Annotated in this window: 20 protein-coding genes; 16 read left to right on the forward strand and 4 right to left on the reverse strand. The window is 43.6% G+C overall.

Features of this window, described 5'->3' with window-relative positions; translation table 11 throughout:
* Positions 1-86: 86 nt before the first annotated feature.
* Positions 87-1,205, forward strand: coding sequence for a 5-methyltetrahydropteroyltriglutamate--homocysteine S-methyltransferase (locus WS40_RS05955; RefSeq protein WP_046440999.1), 1,119 nt, complete (start codon positions 87-89; stop codon positions 1,203-1,205).
* 277 nt (positions 1,206-1,482) lie between these two features.
* On the opposite strand, the gene WS40_RS05960 is transcribed toward WS40_RS05955, so the two are convergent.
* The 3 genes from WS40_RS05960 to WS40_RS05970 all read right to left on the reverse strand — a co-directional run bounded on the left by WS40_RS05960 (position 1,483) and on the right by WS40_RS05970 (position 6,259).
* Positions 1,483-2,316, reverse strand: a complete 834-nt coding sequence (locus tag WS40_RS05960; protein ID WP_038671553.1) for an alpha/beta hydrolase — start codon at positions 2,314-2,316, stop codon at positions 1,483-1,485.
* Positions 2,317-2,335: 19 nt separating this feature from the next.
* Positions 2,336-3,349 carry a M15 family metallopeptidase gene (locus tag WS40_RS11470; RefSeq protein WP_325208450.1) on the reverse strand — a complete coding sequence of 338 codons (1,014 nt, stop codon included), beginning with the start codon at positions 3,347-3,349 and terminating at the stop codon, positions 2,336-2,338.
* A gap of 192 nt (positions 3,350-3,541) precedes the next feature.
* Positions 3,542-6,259, reverse strand: coding sequence for a beta-glucuronidase (locus WS40_RS05970; RefSeq protein WP_046441001.1), 2,718 nt, complete (start codon positions 6,257-6,259; stop codon positions 3,542-3,544).
* Positions 6,260-6,434: 175 nt separating this feature from the next.
* Here WS40_RS05970 and dprA point away from each other — a divergent pair, with 175 nt between their 5' ends.
* A complete protein-coding gene (dprA, locus tag WS40_RS05975; protein ID WP_046441003.1) occupies positions 6,435-7,322 on the forward strand; it encodes a DNA-processing protein DprA in 888 nt (295 codons plus the stop codon).
* A 46-nt stretch (positions 7,323-7,368) separates the two neighbouring features.
* Here dprA and WS40_RS05980 read toward each other — a convergent pair whose 3' ends face one another.
* On the reverse strand, positions 7,369-8,661 hold the full coding sequence (locus WS40_RS05980; protein WP_046441005.1) for an adenylosuccinate synthase: 1,293 nt from the start codon (positions 8,659-8,661) through the stop codon (positions 7,369-7,371).
* A 272-nt stretch (positions 8,662-8,933) separates the two neighbouring features.
* On the opposite strand from WS40_RS05980, the gene WS40_RS05985 reads away from it, so the two are divergent.
* From WS40_RS05985 to WS40_RS06045, 14 genes are all read left to right on the forward strand, one after another.
* Positions 8,934-10,052: a hypothetical protein gene (locus tag WS40_RS05985; RefSeq protein ID WP_046441007.1), complete on the forward strand. Its 1,119-nt coding sequence runs from the start codon at positions 8,934-8,936 to the stop codon at positions 10,050-10,052.
* Positions 10,053-10,320: 268 nt separating this feature from the next.
* Positions 10,321-10,989: a ClpP family protease gene (locus tag WS40_RS05990; RefSeq protein WP_081856029.1), complete on the forward strand. Its 669-nt coding sequence runs from the start codon at positions 10,321-10,323 to the stop codon at positions 10,987-10,989.
* Positions 10,961-11,095, forward strand: coding sequence for a hypothetical protein (locus WS40_RS11475; protein ID WP_022287311.1), 135 nt, complete (start codon positions 10,961-10,963; stop codon positions 11,093-11,095). The genes WS40_RS05990 and WS40_RS11475 overlap by 29 nt, the downstream gene beginning before the upstream one ends.
* 27 nt (positions 11,096-11,122) lie before the next feature.
* A complete protein-coding gene (locus WS40_RS05995) occupies positions 11,123-11,989 on the forward strand; it encodes an undecaprenyl-diphosphate phosphatase (RefSeq protein WP_046441011.1) in 867 nt (288 codons plus the stop codon).
* A gap of 135 nt (positions 11,990-12,124) precedes the next feature.
* The gene (locus WS40_RS06000) at positions 12,125-14,716 is read left to right on the forward strand and encodes an FtsK/SpoIIIE family DNA translocase (protein WP_046441013.1); all 2,592 of its coding nucleotides are present in this window, start codon (positions 12,125-12,127) and stop codon (positions 14,714-14,716) included.
* A gap of 20 nt (positions 14,717-14,736) precedes the next feature.
* Complete coding sequence (locus WS40_RS06005; protein ID WP_046441015.1) at positions 14,737-15,678, forward strand: ComEC/Rec2 family competence protein; 942 nt, start codon at positions 14,737-14,739, stop codon at positions 15,676-15,678.
* A gap of 1 nt (position 15,679) precedes the next feature.
* Positions 15,680-15,895, forward strand: coding sequence for a DUF3006 domain-containing protein (locus tag WS40_RS06010; protein WP_038671565.1), 216 nt, complete (start codon positions 15,680-15,682; stop codon positions 15,893-15,895).
* A 26-nt stretch (positions 15,896-15,921) separates the two neighbouring features.
* Complete coding sequence (locus WS40_RS06015) at positions 15,922-16,794, forward strand: MurR/RpiR family transcriptional regulator (protein ID WP_022287306.1); 873 nt, start codon at positions 15,922-15,924, stop codon at positions 16,792-16,794.
* A complete protein-coding gene (locus WS40_RS06020; RefSeq protein ID WP_118159891.1) occupies positions 16,791-18,026 on the forward strand; it encodes an NAD(P)/FAD-dependent oxidoreductase in 1,236 nt (411 codons plus the stop codon). Before WS40_RS06015 ends, WS40_RS06020 begins: the two co-directional genes overlap by 4 nt.
* Positions 18,027-18,038: 12 nt before the next feature.
* Positions 18,039-19,370 (forward strand): (d)CMP kinase, encoded by a 1,332-nt coding sequence (gene cmk / locus WS40_RS06025; RefSeq protein ID WP_046441017.1) that lies wholly within the window; start codon positions 18,039-18,041, stop codon positions 19,368-19,370.
* Positions 19,371-21,329: a bifunctional 4-hydroxy-3-methylbut-2-enyl diphosphate reductase/30S ribosomal protein S1 gene (locus WS40_RS06030; protein ID WP_022287303.1), complete on the forward strand. Its 1,959-nt coding sequence runs from the start codon at positions 19,371-19,373 to the stop codon at positions 21,327-21,329.
* 179 nt (positions 21,330-21,508) lie between these two features.
* Positions 21,509-23,731 carry a transglycosylase domain-containing protein gene (locus WS40_RS06035; RefSeq protein ID WP_046441020.1) on the forward strand — a complete coding sequence of 741 codons (2,223 nt, stop codon included), beginning with the start codon at positions 21,509-21,511 and terminating at the stop codon, positions 23,729-23,731.
* 49 nt (positions 23,732-23,780) lie between these two features.
* Positions 23,781-24,899 carry a THUMP domain-containing class I SAM-dependent RNA methyltransferase gene (locus tag WS40_RS06040; protein ID WP_046441022.1) on the forward strand — a complete coding sequence of 373 codons (1,119 nt, stop codon included), beginning with the start codon at positions 23,781-23,783 and terminating at the stop codon, positions 24,897-24,899.
* A 14-nt stretch (positions 24,900-24,913) separates the two neighbouring features.
* Positions 24,914-25,573 (forward strand): HAD family hydrolase, encoded by a 660-nt coding sequence (locus WS40_RS06045; RefSeq protein ID WP_325208451.1) that lies wholly within the window; start codon positions 24,914-24,916, stop codon positions 25,571-25,573.
* Positions 25,574-26,171: the final 598 nt, after the last annotated feature.

The following is a 26,171-nucleotide window of genomic DNA, read 5'->3' on the forward strand; positions in this document are numbered from 1 at the left end:
TTTTACTATCGCCCTTTTTCGTGCTATACTAAATACCAGCAAACCAATAGGAAATAAACTATAATAAAATGAAAGAGGTAATAAAAATGAGCAATAATATCAAAGCACCATGCCGCTACGATTTTGTGGGCAGCTTTCTCAGACCTGACTATCTGAAAAAGGCAAGAGCAGATTTTGAAAAGGGCGCTATCACAGCCGAGCAGCTTAAAGAGGTAGAGGATAAGGCTATCCTTGACCTCGTTGCAAAGCAGAAAAAGGCTGGTTATCATATCATCACTGACGGAGAGTTTCGCAGAGCAACATGGCATCTTGACTTTATGTGGGGCTTTAATGGCGTTGGTCACAGCAAGACACAGACAGGTCTGCCATTCCATGGCGAGGCCGCAATGATAGACGATACATACCTCACAGGCAAGGTATCAGTTGGCGACCACCCATTTGTTGAGCATTTTAAATTCGTTAAGGCTCTCGAGGACGAGAACACAGTCGCAAAGCAGACTATCCCTGCACCTGCACAGTTTCTTGAGCAGATGATAATGCCTTTCGCACTGGAGAACACAAAGAAGTATTATAACGATACAGAAGAGCTTGTTCAGGATATCGCAAAGGGCTACAGAAAAGTCATCGCTGATCTTTACGCAGCAGGCTGCCGCAACATTCAGTTCGACGACTGCTCATGGGGCATGATAGTTGACCCTAATGCAAAGGCTATTTTTGGAGTTGACGACGCAGGACTTGAGGATATAAAAAGACTTCTGCTGAGAATAAACAACCTTGCTATCGAGGGCAAGCCTGAGGATCTTGTTATCACAACTCACGTTTGCCGTGGTAACTTCCACTCAACATATGCAAGCAGTGGCGCATATGACAGCGTTGCAGAAACACTTTTTGCAGGCGAAAATGTAAGTGCGTATTATCTTGAATTTGATGATGAGCGTTCAGGTGGCTTTGAACCTTTGAAAGCAGTAAGCGGTGACAAGAAGGTAGTTCTCGGACTTATCACATCAAAGAAACCTGAACTTGAGGACAAGCAGGCTGTTATCGACCGTATCCACGAGGCTGCAAAATACATCTCACTTGACAGACTTTGCCTTAGCCCACAGTGCGGTTTTGCGTCCTGCGAGATAGGCAACAAGCTCACAGAGGAGGAGCAGTGGGCAAAGCTTGCTCTTGTTAAGGAGATCGCAGAGAAAGTTTGGGGATAACCAACAGATTTAACATATATCCCGAGGGATACTCAATATTCTTGATAAAAAAATGACTCGCGTCAAAACATATCCAACTTATTAACAGATCATACGAGTGCAGAGAAAAGGATAAATAAAAACAGGTAGATAACTCAATTGAGGTATCTACCTGTTCTGTTCATAGTTCACTATATAGGTCATTCATATTAGTTCTTTGAAAATGTCTATATAGTATCTATCAAATTGATGTGAGTCATTTTTTTAGCTTAAATATGTTGCCACACGCAACATATTTTTATAGCCTATGTACCCAATCAATAGCCGCCTCTGCCCAATGAGCCGCCACCGGCTGATAGTGACCTTCCCATGTGGCAGTGGTTTCGTCGCACAATGCAAGTCCATGTCCACCGTATTCATAAATGTGGCTCTCAAATGGAATGTGATACTTTGAAAGACTGCACATATACCAAAGTGTGTTCTCAACCCTTACACAGCCATCATCAGCACAGTGCCAGATAAATGTAGGAGGAGTGTTCTCCGATACTCTCTTCTCCATTGAAACAAGCTCTCTGAGCTCCGATGATTTTTCCTCGCCAATAATATTGAGTATTGAGCCTTCATGAGTGTATTCAGGGTCGGATGTGATAACAGGATAGCCCAAGATAGAGCCGTTTACCTTGATGTCTTCAGGATTGCAGCCAAGAGGCTTTGTGAGCAGCTCGCTGTTCCAGAAGTTTGCCATTGTTGCCGCAAGGTGTCCGCCTGCTGAAAAACCGCATACTATTATCTTGTCAGGATCAATGTCAAATTTCTCCGCATTATCTCTAACATATTTGACAGCCGCCCCACATTCCAAAGCGTCAGTAGGAAATTTTTTTTTGACGCATGAGTATCTTAGCACAAATGCACATATGCCTGCACCCAAAAATCTGAATGCAACAGGTTCAGCTTCACGCTCAGAACACCAATCATATCCTCCGCCCGGGCAGATTATAATTGCCTTGTGCTTCTTTCTGCCTATTTCCTCAGTAAGTGTGTTGTAATAGCAATCAAGCACAGGTGCGCAGCCTTCGCTTGAAACGCCAGCCTTTTCATAATCCACTTTTATTTCTACTGTTTCTTTAAGCATTTTATTTCCTCCGAAAAATTTATTCTGTAGCCGCCTGCTGGTCTGTCTGAGAGGACGAGTCAGCAGGTGCTGCATTTTCTGTCATATTCACGCAGACGATATAACCGTCAACGTTGTTGCCTGAGATAGTGTTAGGACGCTCATTGTTGCTGTCGTCAAGTGGTACAGGCACGTTTGTGGTGCTGCCCTTGTCTGCGGCAACGTAGTAAACTGAATACTCAGTGTCGTCAAAAGCCGTGAATGTAAGCGGCTTTTCAAATGTATAATTCTTGACAAAATCTATGTATTCTTCAAGGCAAAGCTTGTTTGCTGTCATTATCTCAGCGTGTGGTATACCCACATATCTGAAATGATAAGCCATAGGGCTTACACCTGTGATGTCAGCTTTGTCCTCTGGGTATCTGAGGATAAGTCCGTATTTCCAGCAGTTTTCAGATATCCAACTATAATCTCCCTCTCCTGTGAACTCAGGATATGCGCCTGTGCTTGCATCATAAAGATGCAGGTCAAAGGCAAGTCCAGTGTCATGCTCGTAGCAGGCAGAGCTGCTGTCTTCATTATCTTCCGCAGGCATAGCTGTGTTTATCATAAGTGTTGATATCTTCTTGTCAGCATAAAAATCATTGCCCATTTTGCTAAAGGCTTCAAAGGTCTCTTTTTTAGCCGTCAGTTGAGTGCTGCTGGTGGACATTATTTGACTTCCGTTCTTGTCAAACAAATAGGAATAAACTGTGTCTGTGTTATTCACTGTACCGGTGAAGGAGTGGTCGCCATTAACGAGAATAAGATCTCCATTTACCATATCGGTTTTGTTTTTTGCGGTAACATACATATAATTGCCCGTAAGCTTTTTTACAGCTTTTTTACTGCTGCTGTCAGCCTTGACCGCAGAGGAGTTTGACGAGCTGTCGGAAATTTTCTTAGGGCTGTCAGCTTTTGAACTGCACGATGTAGATATTCCCAGAATGATCAAAAGCAGTATGGCAAGAGCCGCTGCAATATTCTTGTATTTATAACGTTTTACTTTTGGCACTTAACATCACCTTCCTGTATAACATACACTTAAATTATAACACATTTTTCGTAATAAGTGAACCATATGCCACTGTAGTGTCGGCACTTTTGTTATATCAGACAAATGTTTTGCGGGCGTTTTATGCAACAAGCACAAACATAATAAGGGCTGTACCGTAAAACAGTACAGCCCTTAGCAATAAATATTCTGTTAGTTTCTTACATAGTCAACAACAGAATTTATGAACGCACGTCCCTCAGGTGACTTGGAAAGCTTATCAAAATCGCATGAGCAAACTACCACCTTGCCGCCGTCCCTTTCATACTCGTAGAGGAGTGAAAGATCGTGGTTGCGGTCAAAGTTGTCGATAGTTCTCACGATAACATTTTTCTCGCCCTTAAAGTCGTCAAGAATAACCGAGCGTGAGTTCTGAACTATCTCCCACCACTGAGGCGTTGAGTATTTTTCCCCTGCAAAGCCTGCAAGAGCAGGGTGTTCGGTGTCGATAAGAAGTCCCATTGTGCCAACAGGGTCAGGTTTTTTCATCATCTGTGAGATGATACAGAACATATGATAGCACCAGAAGTCCTGACAGTAGAAGCCTTCGATAGAGTTTTCAAGCTTTGAAAGGTCAGGGACGATAAGCACTGTCTTGCCCTGTTTCAGCAGACTTTCAGCTTCGTCATTTACCTCGTTAAAAATGTATGAGCCGCTTATATCTGTCTTTTCAACTGTCGGAATTACCCAAAGGTCATAGTGATTGCGTATATCAGTGCCATCTATTTCAAGTGAAAGCACAGCCTTTGTGTTCTTTGTGACCTGTGGGAGAGTAAACTCTACATCGCAAATGTCAGTGTAGTTGCCTTCTGCAACAAAATTCTTTTCGACCTTGCCAATGACATCACCGTTTTCAAGAGTGAGAGTGCAAATAAGCTTGCCGACTTTAAGGTCAGGTCTGTAATTGCAAAGCTCTGTGTGCGCCTTGAAACTGCTGACAGCTTCAAGAACATAGCTGTCAAAACGTGCCATTACAACAGCGTCATTGCAGAACTCTCTCCACTCACTGTCTGTGATAAGTCCCTTGCTGTCCATGAATGCGTCAAGTACACCCACAAGGGCAGTACCCTGACCGCTGAAATCCTGAATATCAAGTATCTGGAAACCACCAAGAAGTCTTGAACGGAAAACAGCCTCCATTTCTTCCTTATAGCACTGCACAGCAAGCTTGCCTGAGCATTTGAAATAATCCTCAGCCAGCGGAAGCAGACCCTTTTCATCAAGTCTTTCTCTGAATACCTCAAAGTTTCTGGCTTTAAGGGAGCCTGTGTATTTCTCTATCTCCTTGAAGTTCGGATAAGTTTCATACTGACCTATTTCGTGAGTAACGATAGGCACTTCAGGGATAAAATCTGCGTCAGCATCGCTTGCCTTGACATTTTTCATGGTCGTGCCGTACTGTATCTGAACAGTGCCGTCCTCTGAAATTTCCGTGGAGCTTGCCTGCTTCTTAGGTCTTATAATGCTGTCATAATCGTGATTTGCCGCAGGCTTGTCAGTCTGAATATGACCAAGTGGAGCGTCACACATAGCGTATGAGCCTCTTATAAGCCTGTCGTTTGCAAGTCTTACGCCAACAAAGAAATCGTCATTTTCTATAACGTTAGGGAACCACTGGAAATTGTTTGAACCTTGTGTGTAAAGGTGTCTGTTGTCAAATTTCTTGTAGCCCCCTATGATATCGTTGAGTATCTTCTTTGAGCCCCAAAGCTCGTTGCCCATTGACATCATGCAGTAGGAAGGGTGATTGCCGAAGAATTTCAGCATATTGAAGCCCTCTTCAACGAGGAAATCCTGCTCCTCCTGATTGTGGTTTTCCTCGCCCTCTTCTGTGATAGTTCCCCAGAAAGGAAGCTGTGGCTCCATATAAACTCCAAGCATATCTGCAGCGATAAACGCAGACTCAGGGGGACAGCAGGTGTGATAACGATAGTGGTTCATGCCGTAGGACTTTGATATCTTCATTACCCTCAGCCATTCCTCAAGGTCTGTAGGTGCAAAAGCGGTCTTAGGGAATATCATGCCGTCATGTTTTCCTCTGAGAAAGGTTTTTTCTCCGTTTATGGTGAACTTTCCACCCTCAGTCCTGAACTCACGCATACCAATGATATGCTCGCTCATGTCGCCGTCGATATCTATTCTCAGCTTGTAGAGATTAGGCTCATGCTCACTCCAAAGCAGGCAATCGTCACCCATTTTGTATAAAGCGTCAAGCTTGCCGTTTGTGTATTCAAAGCTCTGCACCTCAGGAGTGTGGCTTCTTTCGCTGTTGAAGCTCTCAGCACTTATGACAGCTTTTCCGCTTTTCCCGCCTGTTATGTCAGCAGTCACCCTTACTGTCTTGCTGTGGATATCGCACCAAAGCATAACATTTTCAGCGTGGGCGTTTTTGTAGCCTATAAGCTCGATGCGTCCTGTGATACCATTCCAGTTGGTTTGAGTGTCAGGTGAAGTCAGGTGTCCGCCCTTGGTCTTGTAGCCAACATTTGAAACGCAGATAGTCATTTCATGTATGCCAGTACCGATATACTCGTTCAGGTCATAGATGTGCGGAGTGCAAAGGCTCTCCTGCCTGCCTATCTTTTTGCCGTCTATATAAAGTTCAGTTATTCTTGTTCTTTCAAGATAAAGTTTAAGATTTTCACATTGCAGAGCAGAGAAGTCAACGTTTTTTCTGAACCATGCAAAGCCCTCAAATTTATATGTGTCTGTAAGAAAGCCTGTTTCTCTCTTAGTATTGTATTCGCCTTTTTTAGCGTTGGAAGTAGTGTTCGGAAGGTTTATTGTATCATCAAAAACAAGGTCAGTACCCTTACATTCCTTATCAAGGCACAGCAGCCACTCTCCGCTGAGGTCAAGCTTGTTTACCATTAAGCAACTATCCTTTCAAGTTCAAATTTTCAATATCCATTATAACATATGGTATTGCCCATTTCAACCGAAATCGTTTGATTTAACCAAAATGCTATAAAATTTTGTTGTTTTTAACAATAAAATATGATACAATAAGATAAAAAGAAATCTGCCAACTGGAGGTGCAGGAAAAATGCTTGAAAATACAGACAGAAAGCTGTTGTGGCTGTGGCTCGATGTTGCGTTCGGACCTGCGGACAAGCGCTTGTGGGACGTTATGTCATATTATGACAGCGTTGAAGAAATGTGCGATGATCTATTGTCACTGCGCTGTGGTTATGTTACTCAGCAGGAGGCTGAAAAGATAGCCTGCTGTACGTTCTTTCAGGCGAAACAGGTGGCTGAATACTGCGAGAAAAAGGGTATATATATCCTCACCCCTGACGATCCTCTTTATCCTGAACGGTTGAAACAGATAGAATGTCCACCTGCTGTGCTTTTCTGCCGTGGCGATGTAAGCTGTCTGTCTATTGAAAAGAGCGTTGCCATTATTGGCACTAGAGAACCAAGCGATTATTCTGTAGCCGTGGCGGAGGAGTTTTCAAGTTTTCTTGCAGAGCGAGGAGTAAATATCATAAGCGGATTTGCTATGGGTATCGACACTGCCGCACACCGCAGTGCGATGCGTGCAGGTGGAAGCACTGTAGCTGTTATGGGCTGTGGGCTAGAATATGATTATCCTCGTGGCAGGACGGGCTTCAAGCGTGAGATAGCAACACATGGGGTAGCCATATCGGAATTTTTCCCGCAGGCAAGACCTGTTCCTGAGAATTTTCGTATAAGAAACCGCATTGTTTCGGCACTTTCACATTGCGTTCTTGTGGTTGAAGCAGGAATACGCAGCGGCACCCTGAATACTGTAAATCATGCTTTATCCCAGAATAAAGACGTTTTTGTTATACCGCCTCATGACATTTTCAGCGAGAAATACGCAGGACAGTGTGCGCTTCTCCGTGACGGAGCAATAGAAGTCTATTCACCGAAAGATATCCTCTATCTCCTTAACAAGGCAAAAATATAGAAAAAAGGCTGCGACTTTTTGCCGCAGCCTTTTGTGATATCTGAAATTACTTTGAAAGTGGGCTTTCTCTGTAGATGATGTCCTCTCTCTTTGGTCCGTTTGAAACCATCGTGATAGGGAAGCCGATATGCTTTTCAACGAAGTCGATATACTTCTTGCAGTTTTCAGGAAGATCTTCATACTTCTTGATGCCCCTGATGTCTGACTTCCAACCGTCGAGAACTTCAAAAACAGGCTTTGCCTTTTCAAGCTTTCTTGTTGTAGGGAAGTCTGTTGTTACCTCGCCGTCTATCTCATAGCCTACGCATACAGGTATCTTGTCAAGATAGCCAAGAACGTCAACTACTGTGAAAGCAACATCTGTTGCGCCCTGGATACGGCAGCCATACTTAGTTGCAACGCAGTCGAACCAACCCATTCTTCTAGGTCTGCCTGTTGTTGCACCAAACTCTCCACCGTCGCCGCCTCTCTTTCTCAGCTCGTCAGCCTCGTCGCCGAATATCTCAGAAATGAATGCACCTGCACCAACTGCGGAAGAATAAGCCTTAACAACAGTTACGATAGTCTTTATCTCATAAGGAGGTATACCTGCACCGATAGCACCGTATGCCGCTAGTGTAGATGAAGATGTTACCATTGGATAGATACCGTGGTCAGGATCCTTCAGTGAGCCAAGCTGACCCTCAAGAAGAACGTTCTTGCCCTCTTTGATAGCGTTCCAAAGGAAAGCAGATACGTCGCAAACGTATGGTGCTACCATTTCCTTATACTCCATAAGAGTATTGAAAAGCTCATCAGCGTCGATAGGAGGCTTATGATAAAGGTGTTCAAGAAGAATGTTCTTCGTTTCAAGAACTCTCTTGATCTTTGTCTTGAGAGCTTCCTCGTCGAACAGCTCCTGTACCTGGAAACCTATCTTTGCATATTTATCAGAATAGAAAGGTGCGATACCCGATTTTGTTGAGCCGAAGCTTGCCTTTCCGAGTCTTTCTTCTTCGTACTGATCGAACAAAACGTGATATGGCATTACCATTTGCGCTCTGTCGGAAATAAGTATCTTAGGCATTGGAACGCCTTCGGAAGTTACTTTTTTAAGCTCATTGAAAAATACAGGGATATTAAGTGCAACACCGTTGCCGATAATATTTGTTGTGTGATCATAGAATACGCCGGAAGGCAAAGTGTGCAAAGCGAACTTTCCGTAGTGATTTACAATAGTATGTCCTGCGTTAGCACCGCCCTGAAATCTTACTACTATATCAGACTTTTCAGCAAGCATATCGGTAAGCTTGCCCTTACCCTCGTCGCCCCAGTTTGCGCCGACAATCGCTCTAACCATTTAATTTTATCCTCCTTGCCATAAAACAGCAAAATTAGTAGCAGATATTTATCAAAATCAATACTGCCACTAGAATATTATAGCACAAAACATTCTATATGTAAAGGCACTTTTAAACATTTAACACTTTTATAACATTTAGCGTATTACCATGCTGCTATGATAAAGAATAAAAAGTTTTAATATATCTTGCAAAAATCAGATTTGTGTATTATAATATAGTGTAACGGCTCGTGCTGTGAGATAACAAAATAAAATACGAGGGGATAACGATGACAAAAAGAAAACAATGTGCGGCTCTTGCGCTTGCATTGACGCTGACAATTTCTATGTTCGGCTGTGAAAAAGACAAAGAAACAACACAGTCGTCTGCGGTGTCGCAGATAAAGACAAGCGACTCAGCTCAACCAAGCAATGTGAAGGTCAAGGAATACAAATTTCCGGAGTTTTTAAATAAAATAAAAAGCCTTGACGAGCTTTCACGAAAGCTTTATACAAGCTTTGACAGCACTCAGTATGTTGCCGAGGTTGAGGAGCAGCCCTTTGAGGAATATAAATGTGAAAAGCTTCTTGCGGATCTTTTCTTCACTTATCGTGACGGCAGAGCAGTGGGACTTCTTGACAAGTCGGGAAACGTTGTGCTTGAAGCTGATGAGTACACTGAAATAACTGTGGTTAGCAATGGTATTCTACAGCTTTCTTATGATAAAGAGCGCAACGCTCCTATGCAGTATATGAAATATGACAGCGACGGAAATTTAAGTGACTATAAGCATAAGAAATTCTCCGCTGACAGCCTTTATACATATGAGTCGCAGGCTGATGACAGCGGCACGGACGCTGTTTATTCACTTATGATTCCTGACGGTAAAAATGTTGTGTCATCAGACGGCTCGGATAAGTGGGATTCTGTTGAGAAGATATCAGCCGACAGCATAGATACAAATAAGGCGTACAAAGGCTTTTACAAGCTTACAAAGAATGGCGGCATATACTATGCTTGCTTTGATGACTTTTATAATTATGATATCTACGAGGGCGCATATGCAAAGGTTTGTGTGAAAGTAGGCGGAGAATACGGAGAATGCTATCTTGCCGATCATGATGATTACAACGAGCTTGTGAAAATGATAGACAGCTTCGGCAACGCTTCATACAGGACGGCTCCGTCTAAAGATCCGGGACTTGATTTTATACAGATAACTCTAGGACTTAAAGAGAACACCAAAACAGAGATAACTATTTCTTCTGACGGCTATTGCCTGACGGACACCATAGAAGCTGCTAAGGGTGAGGCTGTGAACAAGTATTTCTCCTATCTTGACAAGGAAGATTTCGCAGATCTTATACTTTGGTGTGAACAGGTGCTTGCGGAGGAGTATCAAAAGTAGATTTAAACTTTTTATAAATAATTTGCAGGATAGCGTAAAATTCCTGCAAAAATTGTTTTTTTAGCTCTTGCAAGTTGTTGACATTAGATAGAACTTGTGCTATTATATTAAAGGTGTGGCGGTTTTCCTGCATATTTTCAATGAACACTGCAAATACTTCTCTTGTGACGAAAGTTACTAATGAAGAACGGGAGGTATCTGGGTGTCTGAACAAGAAGAAAATGTAGAGAGCGAAAAGCTTGCTGAGGATATAAGGCAGATAAAGGAAATGGGTTCTGTCACATTGCCAGACGCAAAGCACGTTATACACTGCCTGAACATTATCGGTCAGGTGGAGGGGCATTATATTTTGCCTGCACAAAACAAAACCACCAAGTATGAGCATATCATACCTGCCCTTGTTGCTATCGAGCAGGATAGGAGCATAGAGGGGCTTGTGATAATCCTCAACACTGTGGGCGGAGATGTGGAAGCAGGACTTGCCATTGCAGAGCTTATTGCTAGTATGAAAACGCCTACTGTGTCAATGGTTGTGGGCGGAGGTCACTCCATAGGCGTGCCGTTGGCGGTGTGTGCGAAAAAGTCATTTATAGTGCCAAGCGCCACAATGACCATACACCCTGTTAGAATGAACGGGCTTGTGCTGGGAGTACCTCAGACGCTTTCTTATTTTGACAAAATGCAGGAAAGGATAGTTCGCTTTGTGTGCGATAATTCAGCCATAAAGCCTGAGCGTTTCCGTGAGCTTATGATGTCAACGGGCGAGCTTGTAATGGACGTTGGTTCTGTTATCGACGGGGAGCAGGCTGTAAAAGAGGGGCTTATCGACAGGCTCGGAGGGCTTTCCGAGGCGATAGACTGCCTTTATGATATGATAGAAAACAGTTCTGAAAAGGAGAAAGCTGAAAATGTTTCAGACAATAATCGACCTTTATGACGTATTCAGGACTGACGTAGATATCGGAGAAGAGTTTGAGGATGATGATACTGCTGTGGACACAGACCCGGCACATTATCTCAGCCGTGACGGCTTTTATCTCTGACAAATAACAAAATTTCGGAGGACAGCAATGGGTATCATCAATGCGATTTTTCAGGCTATAATTCAGGGCTTGACGGAGTTTCTTCCAGTTTCAAGTTCAGGACATCTTTCACTGTATCAGCATTTTACAGGAAACAGCGGAGAGGGAGCTTTGTTTTTCTCAGCGATACTTCACCTTGGCACACTGGTAGCAGTATTTGTGGCTTTCAGGAAGACAATATGGGATATGATAAAAGAGCTTGGCGTTATGATAAAGGATATTTTTACAGGCAAGTTCACTCTTAAAAATATGAATCCTCCAAGGCGTATGATAGTTATGATAATTGTTTCCTGCTTCTGCCTTGTACCGTTCCTGCCATTTAAGGGCTGGTTTGAGGGCATTGCAGAGGATTCAAGCATTTTCGCAGAGGGTCTATGTTTCCTTTATACATCGGCAATACTTTTTATGTCAGACCGCTGTGTAAAGGGTAAAAAGACTCAGGGCAATATAGCTTATAAGGACGCAATAACGGTCGGACTTTTTCAGGGAGTTGCACTGTTGCCTGGCGTTTCAAGATCAGGCTCGACTATCTCAGCGGGACTTTTCTCAGGCATGAACAGAGAAACATCGGTAAAGTATTCTTTCATTCTGGGCATACCTGTTATACTTATGAGCTGTCTGCTTGAAGTCAAGGACGCAGTTTCAACACATACTGATATAGATTGGGTTAGCTGTGCAGTTGGATTTGTAGTTGCCGCATTTGTGGGACTTTGTGCTATCAAGCTTGTAAACTGGCTCGTTAAAACGGATAAATTCAAGGTGTTTGCTTATTATACCCTTGTGCTTGGCGTCATAGTCCTTGTTATCTCATTTATTGAGATGTGCATGGGTCACCCTATATCCTTTGCAAAGTAATGACATAAGATAATACAGTTTCTGTGAAAAAGCTTGAAATTCTGTTTTCAGGCTTTTTTGTGGGTTATAAAGGCAAATAACATTTTGCCTTTATTTGCTTAAATAAGACAAATACCGAAAGGAATGGTAAAATAAATGGCAGCTCAAAAGAAAGGCTCAAAGCCTGCGCCAAAGCAGACAGCGGCAAAGAAAAAGCCCGCACAAAAGCCTGCGCAAGCTGCAAAAAAGAATACAAAACAGCAAAAGCCTCAGAGTAAGCCGCCACAGTCAAATTCCATGACAGCAGTGAGAGAAAGAGAGAACAGACGCTTCTGGTCTTACATACTTTTCTTTTTCGGCATACTTGAACTGCTTATCACGTTCGTGGAAGGGGACGGCTTGTGGAAATGTCTCCATGAGCTGAACCGAGGACTTTTCGGCGTGACAGTATTTCTGTTTGCACCTATGATCATCTATGTTGCCCTTATGATAGCTTCAGATGTGACACACAACAAGGTCATAGCGAAGGTGGTGGAGGGAAGCGTTCTTATGCTTCTTATAAGCGGCATGGCTCAGATAATCCAAGTGGGCTCTGTGGACGGAAGTTCGTTCTGGCTTAAACTTGTGGGGCTTTTCAATGATGGAAAACAGCTCCGCGGCGGCGGACTTACAAGCGCATTGCTTGGCTGGCCTTTGCTTTCGCTTTTCAAAAGAGTTGGCGCAGGTATCGTTATCGTGCTTGTGGCGTTCACTTTTATAATGCTGCTTACAAATGTTACGCTTCCGCAGCTTCTCAAAGCGATTTCAAAGCCTTTTGTAAAGAGCTATGAAGCGGTGAACGAGGAGCGTATCGAGCGTGCGGCTCAGCCTCCGAAGCCTCCAAGAGAGAAGAAAGAACCTAAGCGTAACGGCAGAGTGGATATTGCAAAGTTCTATCCTGATGATGGCCCTGACACTGCGGCGGAAGCCTTTGTGCCTGTTGCAGAGGCGGAAGAAGCCACCGACAAGGTTGACGCTTCAAAGATAGATATGCCGGTCCACCCTGTGAAAGCTCCTGTGATAACACATGAAAAGCTTGAAGAAACGGCTAAGACTACCGATAATGAGGAGCTTAAAAAGATAATAGAAAACGCCATAGGCGACAGCAGAGAAGAAAAGAAGTCCAAGGACGAGCCTGTTAAGCCACCAGTAGTGAATGTTGATAAGAACGGTCAGACAACGTTCTTTGAGAAAGATAATAAAATATCTGCTTACGTTTATCCGCCTGTGGATATACTCAAATATGCTAAAAATCCTGTGGCTTCCGAGATAGTCCAGCAGGAGATACAAGAGAAATCTGCGAAGCTTGTGGAAACGCTTGAAACATATGGCGCTAAAACAAGGATCGTGGGCATACACAGAGGTCCGTCCGTTACAAGATATGAGCTTCAGCCTGCAGCAGGCGTAAGAGTGTCGAAGATAACGGGTCTTGCAGACGATATCGCACTTAACCTTGCGGCAATGAGCGTTCGTATCGAAGCTCCTGTGCCGGGCAAGGCGTGCATAGGCATAGAAGTGCCGAACGATCATAGAGATACGGTTTCTCTCCGTGAGCTTATCGACAGCGAGGAATACAGAAAGGCAAAGGGCAAGCTTACCTTTGCAGTGGGCAAGGATATCGAGGGTAATATCATTATCGGCGATATCGCCAAAATGCCGCATATGCTCGTTGCAGGTACAACAGGTTCAGGTAAGTCTGTTTTTACAAACTCTATCATACTTTCTATACTTTACCATGCGTCGCCTGACGAAGTAAAGCTTATTCTTATCGACCCTAAAAAGGTCGAGTTTCCTATTTATAATAAGATACCTCATTTGCTTATCCCTGTTGTTACCGAGCCTTTAAAGGCGGCTGGTGCGCTTGGTTGGGCGGTAAATGAAATGAACAAGCGTTATCTTATGTTCGAGGCGAACAATGTAAAGAATTTGCAGGAGTTTAACGACATGGTTCTTGAAGAACGCAATAAGCCTGCCGAGGAGCAGGACGAAGTCCGTGCAAAGATCGACCTGCTGCCGCAGATAGTTATTGTGGTCGATGAGTTCGCCGATCTTATGATGGCTGCGAGGAGCGAGGTAGAGGACTCAGTTTTAAGACTTGCACAGCTTGCTCGTGCGGCAGGAATACATATGATAATCGCAACACAGTCCCCTAGGGCGGACGTGTTGACAGGACTTATCAAGTCAAATATCCCATCGAGAGTTTCTCTCAGTGTATCCAGCAACGTTGACTCACGAGTTATACTTGATGAAAGCGGTGCAGAGAAGCTTCTTGGAAACGGTGACCTGCTTTATAAGCCTGTTGGCGTTAAAAAGCCTATAAGAATGCAGAGCGGCTATGCAGCGACTTCTGAGATAAGAGAGGTTGTAAACTTCCTCAAGAACGAGCATACCGCAGAATATAGCGACGAAGTTATCGCAGAGGTGGAGGAGAATACTCCACAGCCAAAGGACAGCGGTTCGGCAGGCAGCGATAATGTTTCCGTAAATCCTGATGATGACCTTGTAAATCAGGCAATATCCATAATTGTGCAGACAAATAACGCTTCCACCGCGTTCTTGCAGAGAAAGCTAAAGCTCGGTTTCCCTAGAGCCGCCCGTATCATGGACGAGATAGAGGAAATGGGCATAATAGGACCACAGGAAGGCTCTAAGGCACGAAAGATAAACATAACAAAAGAAGAATGGGCTGAAATGCAGGCAAGAAGATAGCTCAGGCGGAAAGGGATAACATGGCAGGCAGATCTGCGAAAAAGAAAAATTCGACAGCACCGCTTAAAAAGGCGGTAACGCTCATAGCGGTTTTTGTGGTGCTGCTTTTTACAGTGCTTGACCTGACAGGGTTAGTTTCTTTCGACAACTTGCTTATCAAGGCAGGCGTTGAGGACAAGCCGGCGGAACACGCTCAGACAGAGGTGCATTTTATCGATGTTGGTCAGGGCGACAGCACCCTTGTGATATCACAAGGCGAGGCTATGCTCATTGACAGCGGCGATAAAGATGACAGCAATAAAATAGAAAAATATCTTGAAAAGCAGGGAGTGACAGAGTTAAAATATCTCATTGCCACCCACCCTCACGCTGACCATATTGGTGAAATGAGCGAGATAATAGACCAGTTTCAGGTGGATAAATTCATTATGCCGAAAGTCAAGGCTGATATGACGCCCACCACAACGATATATGAGAAAATGCTCAAAAGCATAAAGGCAAAGGGCTTGAAGATAACACAGGCAAAGCCTATGGAATTTGAGCTTGGAAGCTGTAAGGTTGAGCTTTTCACACCAAAAAAGGATTATGATGATCTTAATAACTATTCCACCCTTGTGAAGATAACAGACGGTGAGAACAGCTTTCTTATCACGGGGGATTGCGAGACCACTGAGGAGAAAGATATACTTTCTCAGGGTTATGACGTTTCCGCAAAGGTGCTTAAAGCAGGTCATCACGGCAGTTCCACTTCTTCGGGGGTCGATTTTCTTAACAAGGTCATGCCGAGATATGCTGTTATATCCTGCGGCAAGGGCAACAAGTATGGTCACCCACACGAGGAAACTGTCACAAGGCTGAAAAAATATGCTTCCCATTTGTATGTCACTGCAGATGTGGGAACGATAGTTTTCAGCTCAGATGGTGAGGGGTTGAGCGTTTCTGCTGAAAAGGGAGAAAAGTGATATGGAAGAGATTCTTATAGTTGACAGGATAGAAAACGGCTATGCCGTGTGTGAAACTGAGCAGGGAGAAAAAAAGGATATACCGCTTTCTGAAACAAAAGACGTTCACGAGGGTGACGTGCTTATCTTAAAGGACGGCGTTTATATCCCAGATAAGGACAAAACAGAAGCAAGAAGAAAAAGGATACTCGCCCTACAGGAGGATCTGTGGGATTAAATATATGCTGAAAGGTATAGATAGAAATGGAAAAAGATTTATTTACGCTTATCAATGAAAAGCTTTCAGGCTTATCAAAGGGACACAAGCTTATTGCGAACTACATTCTCTCCCACTATGACAAAGCGGCTTTTATGACGGCTCAGAAGCTTGGAAAAACTGTGGGTGTCAGCGAATCGACGGTGGTGAGATTTGCCTCAGAGCTTGGCTATGACGGCTATCCTGCCCTTCAAAAAGGCTTGCAGGAGCTTATGAGAAACAAGCTTACAACTGTTCAGAGAATAGAGGTCACTTCCGACCTTATGAGCAGTGACAACGTGCTTGAAAGGGTACTCAATCTCGACATCGACAAGATAAGGCGTACTTTGGAGGAAACCTCAAAGGAGGACTTTAACAATGCCGTTGACACTATCGTATCCTGCAATACCCTTTACATAATGGGTACGAGAAGTGCAGCTTCTATCGCTTCGTTCCTTGCTTATTATCTGGGACTTATTTTCCCCCATGTAAAGCTCGTTCAGAGTACGACTACTTCCGAGCTTTTTGAAAAGATAATGAGAATAGACGAAAAGGACGCCATGATAGGCATATCTTTCCCGAGATATTCAAAGCAGACCGTCAAGGCACTTAAATATGCAAAGAGCAACGGTGCGAACGTTATAGCTATAACAGACTCAAAGGCTTCGCCTATCGCAAAGTATGCAGACAGCCTGCTTCTTGCAAGAAGCGATATGGCTTCGTTCGTTGACTCTCTTGTTGCACCGCTGAGCCTTATAAATGCACTTATCGTTGCGGTATCCATAAGAAATATCGACAGAGTGTCCCAGACCTTTGAACGTCTTGAAAAGGTTTGGGCTGAGTATGACGTTTACGCAAAAAGCGAGGAAGATACACAGTGAGAAGATTTGACGCAGTTATAGCAGGCGCAGGTGCGGCAGGAATGTTCTGCGCAGTTCAGCTTGGCTGGCGTGGAAAGAGCGTTGCTGTTATCGAGCATAGCGGCTGTCAGGGCAGAAAACTCATGATAACAGGCAAGGGCAGGTGTAACGTCACAAACAACTGTACCGCTGACACTGTTATGAAAAATATCCCACGCAACAGCAAGTTCATGTATTCAGCACTGAGCAGATTTGCTCCAGAGGACGTTATGAGCTTTTTTGAGTGCCTTGGTGTGGAGCTAAAAACAGAGCGTGGCAACAGAGTTTTCCCTGTAAGCGACAACGCAAAGGATATCGTCAAGGCTCTTGTGAAAGCCTGCGAGGACAGTGGTGTGCAGTTTATCGACGATGAGGTAAAAGAGCTTATCATCAAGGACGGCAGAGCAGAGGGCTTTAAATGCGAGCATGGGGATTATTACGCAGACAGCGTTATCGTTGCAACTGGCGGAAAGTCCTATCCACGGACGGGCTCAACAGGCGACGGCTATAGGCTTGCGAAGTCTGTGGGGCATAAGGTCACGGCAATAACTCCGTCACTTTGCCCTGTAGTCACTTATGAGCGTGAGGAATGTGCTTCTGCAATGGGGCTTTCCCTTAGAAACTGCACCTTGACGCTTCGTGAAGAGGACAGAGATAAACCAATTTTCCACGAGCTTGGGGAAATGCTTTTCACACACTTTGGTCTGAGCGGACCGCTTGTACTTTCGGCTTCGGCTCACCTTGGTGATATGAATAAGTCAAGGTATTATATGGATATCGACCTTAAACCTGCACTGAGCCATGAACAGCTTGACAGCAGGATACTTCGTGATTTCGGAGATTTTCCAAACAGGGATTTTCAGAATTCACTGGGTAAGTTGCTGCCCTCGAAGATAATACCCCTTATAATAAAAAGGTGCGGCATCGATCCTGAGAAAAAGGTCAATCAGATAACCCGTGAGGAGCGTGAAAGGCTTGTTTCCACAGTGAAAAAGCTAACGTTCACGGTGAAGTGTATGCGCCCTGTAGAGGAAGCTATCATCACCCGTGGAGGAGTTGATGTTTCGCAGATAGACCCACGGTCAATGGAGTCAAAGCTGTGTAAAGGACTTTACTTTATCGGTGAGGTGCTTGACGTTGACGCTTATACAGGGGGTTTTAATTTGCAGATAGCGTTTTCCACGGCGTATAGCTGTGCGGATAAAATAGGATAAGGAGATTTTGATATGGGAATAAACGTGGCTCTCGACGGACCTTCCGGAGCAGGAAAGTCCACTATCGCAAAGGCGGTAGCGAAAAAGCTTGAATATGTATATGTAGACACAGGTGCGATGTACCGCTCTATAGCTTATTATGTTATAAGCAAGGGTGCAGACCTTTCTGACCCTGAGCAGATAAAACCCCTTCTTGGTGAGATATCCATAAAGCTCTGCTACACAGAAGCAGGGCAGAGAGTAATGCTCAATGACGAGGACGTTTCAGACAAAATAAGAACGCCTGAGATATCCATGGGTGCGTCAAAGGTGTCTGCTATACCTGAGGTAAGAGAATTTCTGCTTGAACTTCAGAAGAATATCGCAAAAGAAAACAACATCATCATGGATGGCAGAGATATCGGTACTGTGGTTTTGCCAAACGCTGACGTGAAGATATTTCTCACAGCCGCTCCAGAGGCAAGAGCAGAAAGACGTTTCAAGGAGCTTCAGGAAAAGGGCGACAAGTCTACATATGACGAGGTATTGCAGGATATAATCCAGCGTGACTATAACGATACACACAGAGAGATAGCACCGCTGAAAAAGGCTGATGACGCTGTTGAGGTGGACTCTACTGAGTTGACTCTTGAAGAGTCTGTTGAGGCTATCTACAAGGTAATAACTGACAAGACTAAAAAAAAAGAGCGTAAGATAAAAGAGATAATGCCTGTCAGACCTGTGAAAAAAGAACACAGGCTTGGTCATTTCCATATGTTTTGGTACACAGTGCTGAGATATATCGTTATCGGACTTTATCATCTGTATTTTAACATCACTTTCGAGGGTACGGAAAATATCCCAAAGGACGGCGGGAATATATTCGCTTCAAATCACAGAAGCTATCAAGACCCTGTTTTTATCGCACTGCCAACAAGAGTGCCGCTTTCTTATATGGCTAAGGAAGAGCTTTTTCATCAGAATGTGTTCTTCACTCTGCTTATAAAAGCGTTCGGAGCATTCCCTGTCACAAGAGGAAAGGGCGACACTCAGGTCATAGATACATCTATAGAGAAGCTTGAAAAGGGCAGAAACCTTGTCATCTTCCCTGAGGGAACACGTTCAAAGGACGGCAAGGTAGGAAAGGGCAAAACAGGTGTTGCATTGGTGGCGGCTGTGGCTCAGGTGCCTGTGGTCCCTGTTGGTATCAATTTCGAGGGCAAGCTCAAATTCAGAAAGCGTGTAGTTGTAAGATTTGGAAAGCCTATAGTGCCTGGCGAGATAGGCGTTACAGCCACCGACCCTCATTCTCTTAGGACTATCAAGAACGAGATCATGAAAAATATCACGGAGTTGGTACATTAAATGTTAACAAAGTGTAAAATTTGCGTTGCAAAGACCGCAGGTTTCTGTTTTGGTGTAGACAGAGCCGTAAAAATAGTGTATAATGAATTAGATAACCGAAATAATGTTGTAACGTTAGGCCCAATCATTCACAATCCAAACGTAGTTTCTGACCTTGAAGCAAAAGGAGTTTACTCCACCGATGTGGATAAGGTCACGAAAGACCAGACAGTTGTTATCAGATCCCACGGAGTTGGACTGGACGTGTATGAAAAGCTTGCAAAGGTAGGTGCGGAAGTAATTGACGCTACCTGTCCCTTTGTGGCAAGGATACACAAGATAGCAGCCGAAAAATCGGGCGAGGGATACGTTATTCTTATCGCAGGTGATGAGGCTCACCCGGAAATAATGGGTATAAGAGGTCATTGCAGCGGAGAGAGTTATGTGTTCAGTTCATGTGACGATTTTGAAAATTTGGTGAAAGAGAAAGATTTTTCGTCAAAAAAGGTTGCAATTCTGGCTCAGACAACGTATAATAAGAATATGTGGAGAAAGTGCGAAGAGCTTTTTGAGAGGTATCTGCCTGAGGCTGTGGTGTATAACACCATATGCAGTGCCACTTCTGAAAGACAGAAGGAGGCGGCGGAGCTTGCGAAGGCTGCCGACATAATGATAATAGTCGGAGGGCTGCACAGCTCCAATACTCACAAGCTTAAAGCCATATGCGATGAATATTGCAAATGTTGGCTTGTGGAGGACGCCGAAGGACTGAGGGCATGTGATATTGACTTATCAGGTGCAAAATTTATCGGGATTTCTGCTGGTGCATCGACGCCGGCTTATATAATCAAGGAGGTACAACAGACCATGAGTGAAATGTTGAACAATGTTGACGAAGAATTTAATTTTGAGGAGGAACTGGAAAAGACTCTGAAAAAAATACATACGGGAATGAAGGTTGAGGGCGTTGTCACCGATATCAATAACGGTGAAGTAGCCGTAGATATCGGAACAAAGCACACAGGCTATATTCCTGCATCTGAACTTACAGATGATCCTACTAAGAAGCCAGAGGATATCGTAAAGGTAGGCGACAAGATCGATCTGATCGTTCTTAAGACAAATGACCAGGAGGGTATCGTTACACTTTCTAAGAAGAAGGTTGACGCAGTTCTTGGTTTCCAGAAGATAGTTGAGGCTAAGGAGGCTGACGCTACACTTACAGGTACAGTTACAAACGTTGTTAAGGGCGGTGTACTCGTATCAGCTAACGGTGTTAAGGTATTTATCCCTGCTTCACAGGCAGCTCCAAGAAGAGATTTCGATCTTAACGATCTGCTCAAGCAGTCAGTAAGCTTCAAGATCCTTGAGGTAAACGAGGCTAAGCAGAGAGCAGTTGGTTCTATCCGTGCAGTAGCAAGAGAGGAAAGAGCAGCAGCTCAGGCTAAGTTCTTTGAGACAGCTCAGATCGGTTCTGAGGTAGAGGGTACAGTTAAGTCTATCACAGATTACGGCGTATTCGTAGATCTCGGTGGTGTTGACGGCCTTATCAGAAGAATGGATCTTTCTTGGAACAGGATCAAGCACCCTTCAGACGTTGTTTCTGTTGGCGATAAGATCACTGTTACTATCAAGGATATCGACAGCGAAACAAAGAAGGTTTCATTGACATATAAGAAGGCTTCTGAGAATCCATGGGAGATCTTCAAGGCTAACTATGAGGTAGGTCAGGTAGTTAAGGCTACTGTTGTTTCTATCACAAGCTTTGGTGCTTTTGCACAGATCATTGACGGCATCGACGGCCTTATCCATATCTCTCAGATCGCTAACCAGAGAGTAAACAATGTTGCAGATATCCTTTCTGTAGGTCAGGTAGTTGATTGCCAGATCACAGAGATTGATCTCGACAAGAAGAGGATCAGCCTGTCTATGAGAGCTTTGCTTCCTGCTGATGACGAGGCTTCTGAGGACGCTGAATAAGCAATAAAATTCATGGGGGCGAGTGATCGCCCTCGTTTTTTATTTTCAATGAAATAACGGCAGCTTTGTTCTGTCAAAAAATCCTTAGAAAAAACTAAAGATTTACCGAAAAGACTTAACTTTTTGATTCGTATGTGGTATAATAATATCAGATCAAATAAAGACGAAAGGTTAAATTTATGGATGAAATAAAAAACACGGCAGTGAAAAAACGCAAAAAGAAAAGATCCACTAATCCTGCTGTCAGAGTTCTCAAAATATTAGGCACAGCTTTGCTGTCGATATTCCTGATACTCATTATCACCTGTTCTATATTTGCAACAGTTCTGACTATTTACGTCCTTAACTTTGCAGATACCACAACAACTATCAGCCTTGACAAGACGGAAACAAGCAACATTTCGAGATTTTTGTCTGTTAACCCTGACTATGATGAAGATGATGAGGATTCACAGGAGTATGACCTTTATTATGCTCTGAAAAACAGCAATAAGCACGTTGTATGGGCTGATCTTGAGGATATTCCTCAGTATGTTCAGGATGCTTTTGTGTACACCGAGGACGAGAGATTTTATTCTCATGACGGCGTTGACTTCAAGAGAACGTTCGCTTCATTTGTCAATGTATTCATACCGATATACGGCGGCAGACAGATAGGTGGTTCGACTATCACTCAGCAGACTATCAAGAACATCACGGGTGATGACTCCAGAGATTCTATCCATGGTATCGAGCGTAAGATACGAGAGATCTTCCGTTCTATCAACGTGGAAAAGACCTACACAAAGGAAGATATCCTCCAAAGCTATCTTAACCTTGTGCCACTGACAACTCAGGAGTATGATATCATCGGAGTTCAGGCTGCTGCAAACTTCTATTTTGGCAAGGACGTAAAGGATCTTAACCTTGCTGAGGCAGCTTCACTTGCGGGTATGACAAGCTGGCCTGCTGCAAACAACCCATATGATAATATGAAAAACAACAAGCTCAGACAGAAGTATACGCTGGATCATATGCTCGATAACGGTGCAATTTCTGAGCAGGAATATAACGAAGCCCTCAACTATGAGCTTAAAATAACAGGCGACATCACCTATACAAGCTCATCTATCTATGAGGACGAAACAAAGGATCAGGGTCCGACATCTTATTTCATGGACGCTGCTATCAATCAGACTATACAGATAATCGCTGACTATTATGGCATTTCATGGGAGGACGCTTCCGCAAGACTTTATGACGGCGGATTTACTGCATACACCACTGTTGACAGAAGTATGCAGAAGAAGGTGGAAAAGGAAATGCAGAAGCAAAGCAATTTCACCACCTATGAAATGAACAAAAAGGACGATACTCTGTGGTCAGGCTTTATCGCTATGGACTACCAGGGCAATGTTAAGGCTATCGTTGGCGGACGTGATAAGAAAAAGGAGTCGAGAGTTTATAATATTGCTACTGATGCCAAACGTTCACCAGGTTCTTGTATCAAGCCTATTGCGTCATACGCTCCAGCGCTGGATCAGGACCTTATGACATGGTCAACGCTGTTCACTGATGAGCCTATCACTATTAAGGTAAAGGGCAAGGACAAAAAGTGGCCTGTAAACTATTCTGAAACAGGCGACAGTGCAAACTGGTCTTATCAGCAGCTTACAACTGTAGAAATGCTCACAAGGTCGCTGAACACTCTTCCTGCACAGCTTATCAAAAAAATGACACCTGCTTATTCCTATAACTTCCTTAAGGAAAAGCTTGACATCACTACGCTTGCAGACTCCGACGCTGACTATTCACCAGTAACTGTCGGCGGTCTTACAAATGGTACTAAGCTTGAGGAGCTTGTAGGCGCTTATATGATATTCGGCAATGGCGGTAAGAAGTATGACGTTACCTACGTTTCAAAGGTAGAGGACGCTGACGGAAACGCTATCTATGAAAAGAGCGACGGATACAAGCAGGCTATCAGCGAGTCTACCGCTTACGTTATGAACAGAATGATGCAGAATGTTATAACTCAGCAGGACGGTACTGGTAGATATGCTAAGCTAAACAATACTGACCTTGTCGGTAAGACAGGTACTTCATCTGACTGGTTTGACCTCTCTTTTGTAGGCTGTACTCCTGACTACGTTTCAGGTATCTGGATAGGTTATGAAAACCCTGCCACTATCCCTACGAACGAGTATCAGAATATCGGTGCGATTTGGAAGAACGTTTTTGGTGATATCGCTGAGAGTGAGAAGCATAAGTCATTTGACAAGACTTTCAAAATGCCTGATACAGTTGAAAAGCTCACCTACTGCACAAAGACAGGTAAGCTTGCGTCAAATTCATGCTATAGCACGGCAACTGGATATTACAAGAAATCCAACGAGCCTGAGTATTGTAGCGGAAATCATTAAAATTAAAGCCTCCATAACTCTATGGAGGCTTTTTTGAAAGGAAATCATTATGGAAAATAAACTGCGAATGTGCGTTCCATGCCATTTCGGGCTTGAAAGCGTGCTTGCATATGAGATAAAAAAGATAGGCGGTGAAAATCTTACTACAACTGACGGCAAGATAAGCTTTGAAGGTGGCTTTGACGTGCTTGCAAAGGCAAATCTTTGGATCGCCACAGGAGAGCGTGTACTTATCGAGCTTGGCAGCTTTAGAGCAGAAAGCTTTGAACAGCTTTTTGACGGTGTTATGAATCTTCCACTGGAGAACTTTATCGGCAGGGAGGACGCTTTCCCTGTTAAGGGTCATGCCCTTAATTCAAAGCTTCATTCTATCCCTGATTGTCAGAAGATAATCAAAAAAGCCTGCGTTAAAAGACTTGAAAAAGCCTATGGCATAAGCTATTTTGAGGAAACTGCGGCGAAACATCAGATACAGTTTGCTATCCATAAGGACATTGCGACTATCTATCTTGATACATCAGGTGTAGGACTTCACAAGCGTGGCTACAGAAGAAATTCCAACGACGCACCTATCAAGGAAACACTTGCCGCAGGTATAGTTGACCTTGCAAGAGTTCGTGCGGACTCAGTTGTGGTGGATCCTATGTGTGGTTCAGGTACATTTCTTATTGAGTCGGCATACAAGGCACTGAAAGTTGCACCTGGTCTGAGAAGAAATTTTGCGGCAGAGCAGTGGTCACAGATACCTGAAACAGCGTGGCGCAATGCAAGAGCCGAGGCTATGGACGCTATCGACAGGCAGGGTGCATTCAAGGCGTTTGGCTTTGATGTTGATGATATAGCGGTAGAGCTTACAAGAAACAACGCTAAAAAGGCAGGAGTTGGCTCAAAGCTTACAGTAAAACAGCAGGATATCTCAAAATACAGCCAGATAGAGGGTTCGATAACAATTGTCAATCCCCCATATGGCGAGCGTATGCTTGAAATAAAGGAAGCCGAGGAGCTTTATAAGAAAATGGGACAAAGACTTTGCCCGTCAAAGGAGAACCCATGCTATATAATCTCCCCACACGAGGAGTTTGAGATGTTTTTTGGCAAAAAGGCTGACAAAAAGCGCAAGCTTTACAACGGCATGATAAAATGTAATCTGTATATGTATTTCAAGTGAGGTGCGTGGTGGGTTTGAAATTATCAGAACTTGACGGGATCATATTCGATATGGACGGCGTTATTTTCGACAGCGAAGTAATAGGTCTTGAAAGCTGGGAGCGCCTTGGAAAGAAATATGGTCTGACCAACGTTCACGAAAATGCTATGAAGTGCATTGGCAGAAGCACTGTTGATACAATGGCTATCCTAGAAGCCGCATATGGTGACAAAGTGTCAATACCCGAACTTTATGATGAAGCAAAAGTCATTTGTGCAGATATTATCGCTGAGTGTGGTTTGCCTCTGAAAAGCGGAGTAAGGGAGTTGCTTTCTTATCTTAAAGAGCGTGATATAAAGGTAGGACTTGCTTCATCAACGTCTTACAAAGGGGTTATCAAAAATCTAAAGGGAGCAGGTCTGCTTGATTATTTCCATGTGATTATTGGCGGAGATATGATAAAACATTCAAAGCCACAGCCTGAGATATATTTACTTGCCTGTGAGAAGCTGGGAGTAAGGCCTGAGAAAACTGTTGCTGTAGAGGACTCTTACAATGGCATAAAGGCGGCTTACAATGCGAAGATGATACCAATAATGGTGCCAGATCTTATTGCACCGACAGATGAGATATTGTCAATGGTGTACAAGGAAATGGACAGTTTGGACGCTGTCCTTGAATATTTTAAAGCATAAACAAAACCCCTCGGCTTATCACCGAGGGGCTTTGTTTTAAGTATGATGAAATAAATGCAATGTACTCGTCAAATCCTCCGCACACTACTCTAAAAAACAGACCATGCAAGGGATTTCCATCCCAGCAGGAGCGAATAGACTTTTCTTTGGCAAACCCTTACGAAAAGAAACACCGCCCTACTCTACCAAAGTAACGGTGTTTCTTTTCACTAAATCTTTGGGAGAAACCGCTTAGCCAATAGGCTTATTCAGTACCCTTTTGTCATTTTCATTATATCACAATGCTAATAAAAAGTCAAGAGCTATAAGCAAATGACTATTTCAACTTCTGTAGTGCTACAATAGATATTGGACAAAATTAAGAAAAAAGAAAAGAGAGATAGACAAAAATCTGATAAAATAAAGTTACCACACCAAATTCAAATCAGAAAGGAAGCCTATCTCTCATGAATAGTATAACACAAGATATGAAGTTTCGTCAATCCTTAATGAATTACGCAAAGAAATATGGAGTGAGCCGAGCGAGCAGAAAATACAATAAATCACGTTCATATATATATTTCTGGCTGAAACGCTGGGACGGAAGTGTGGAGTCCCT

This window comes from Ruminococcus sp. N15.MGS-57, assembly GCF_000980385.1.
In the GTDB taxonomy this organism is placed as follows: domain Bacteria; phylum Bacillota; class Clostridia; order Oscillospirales; family Ruminococcaceae; genus Hominimerdicola; species Hominimerdicola aceti.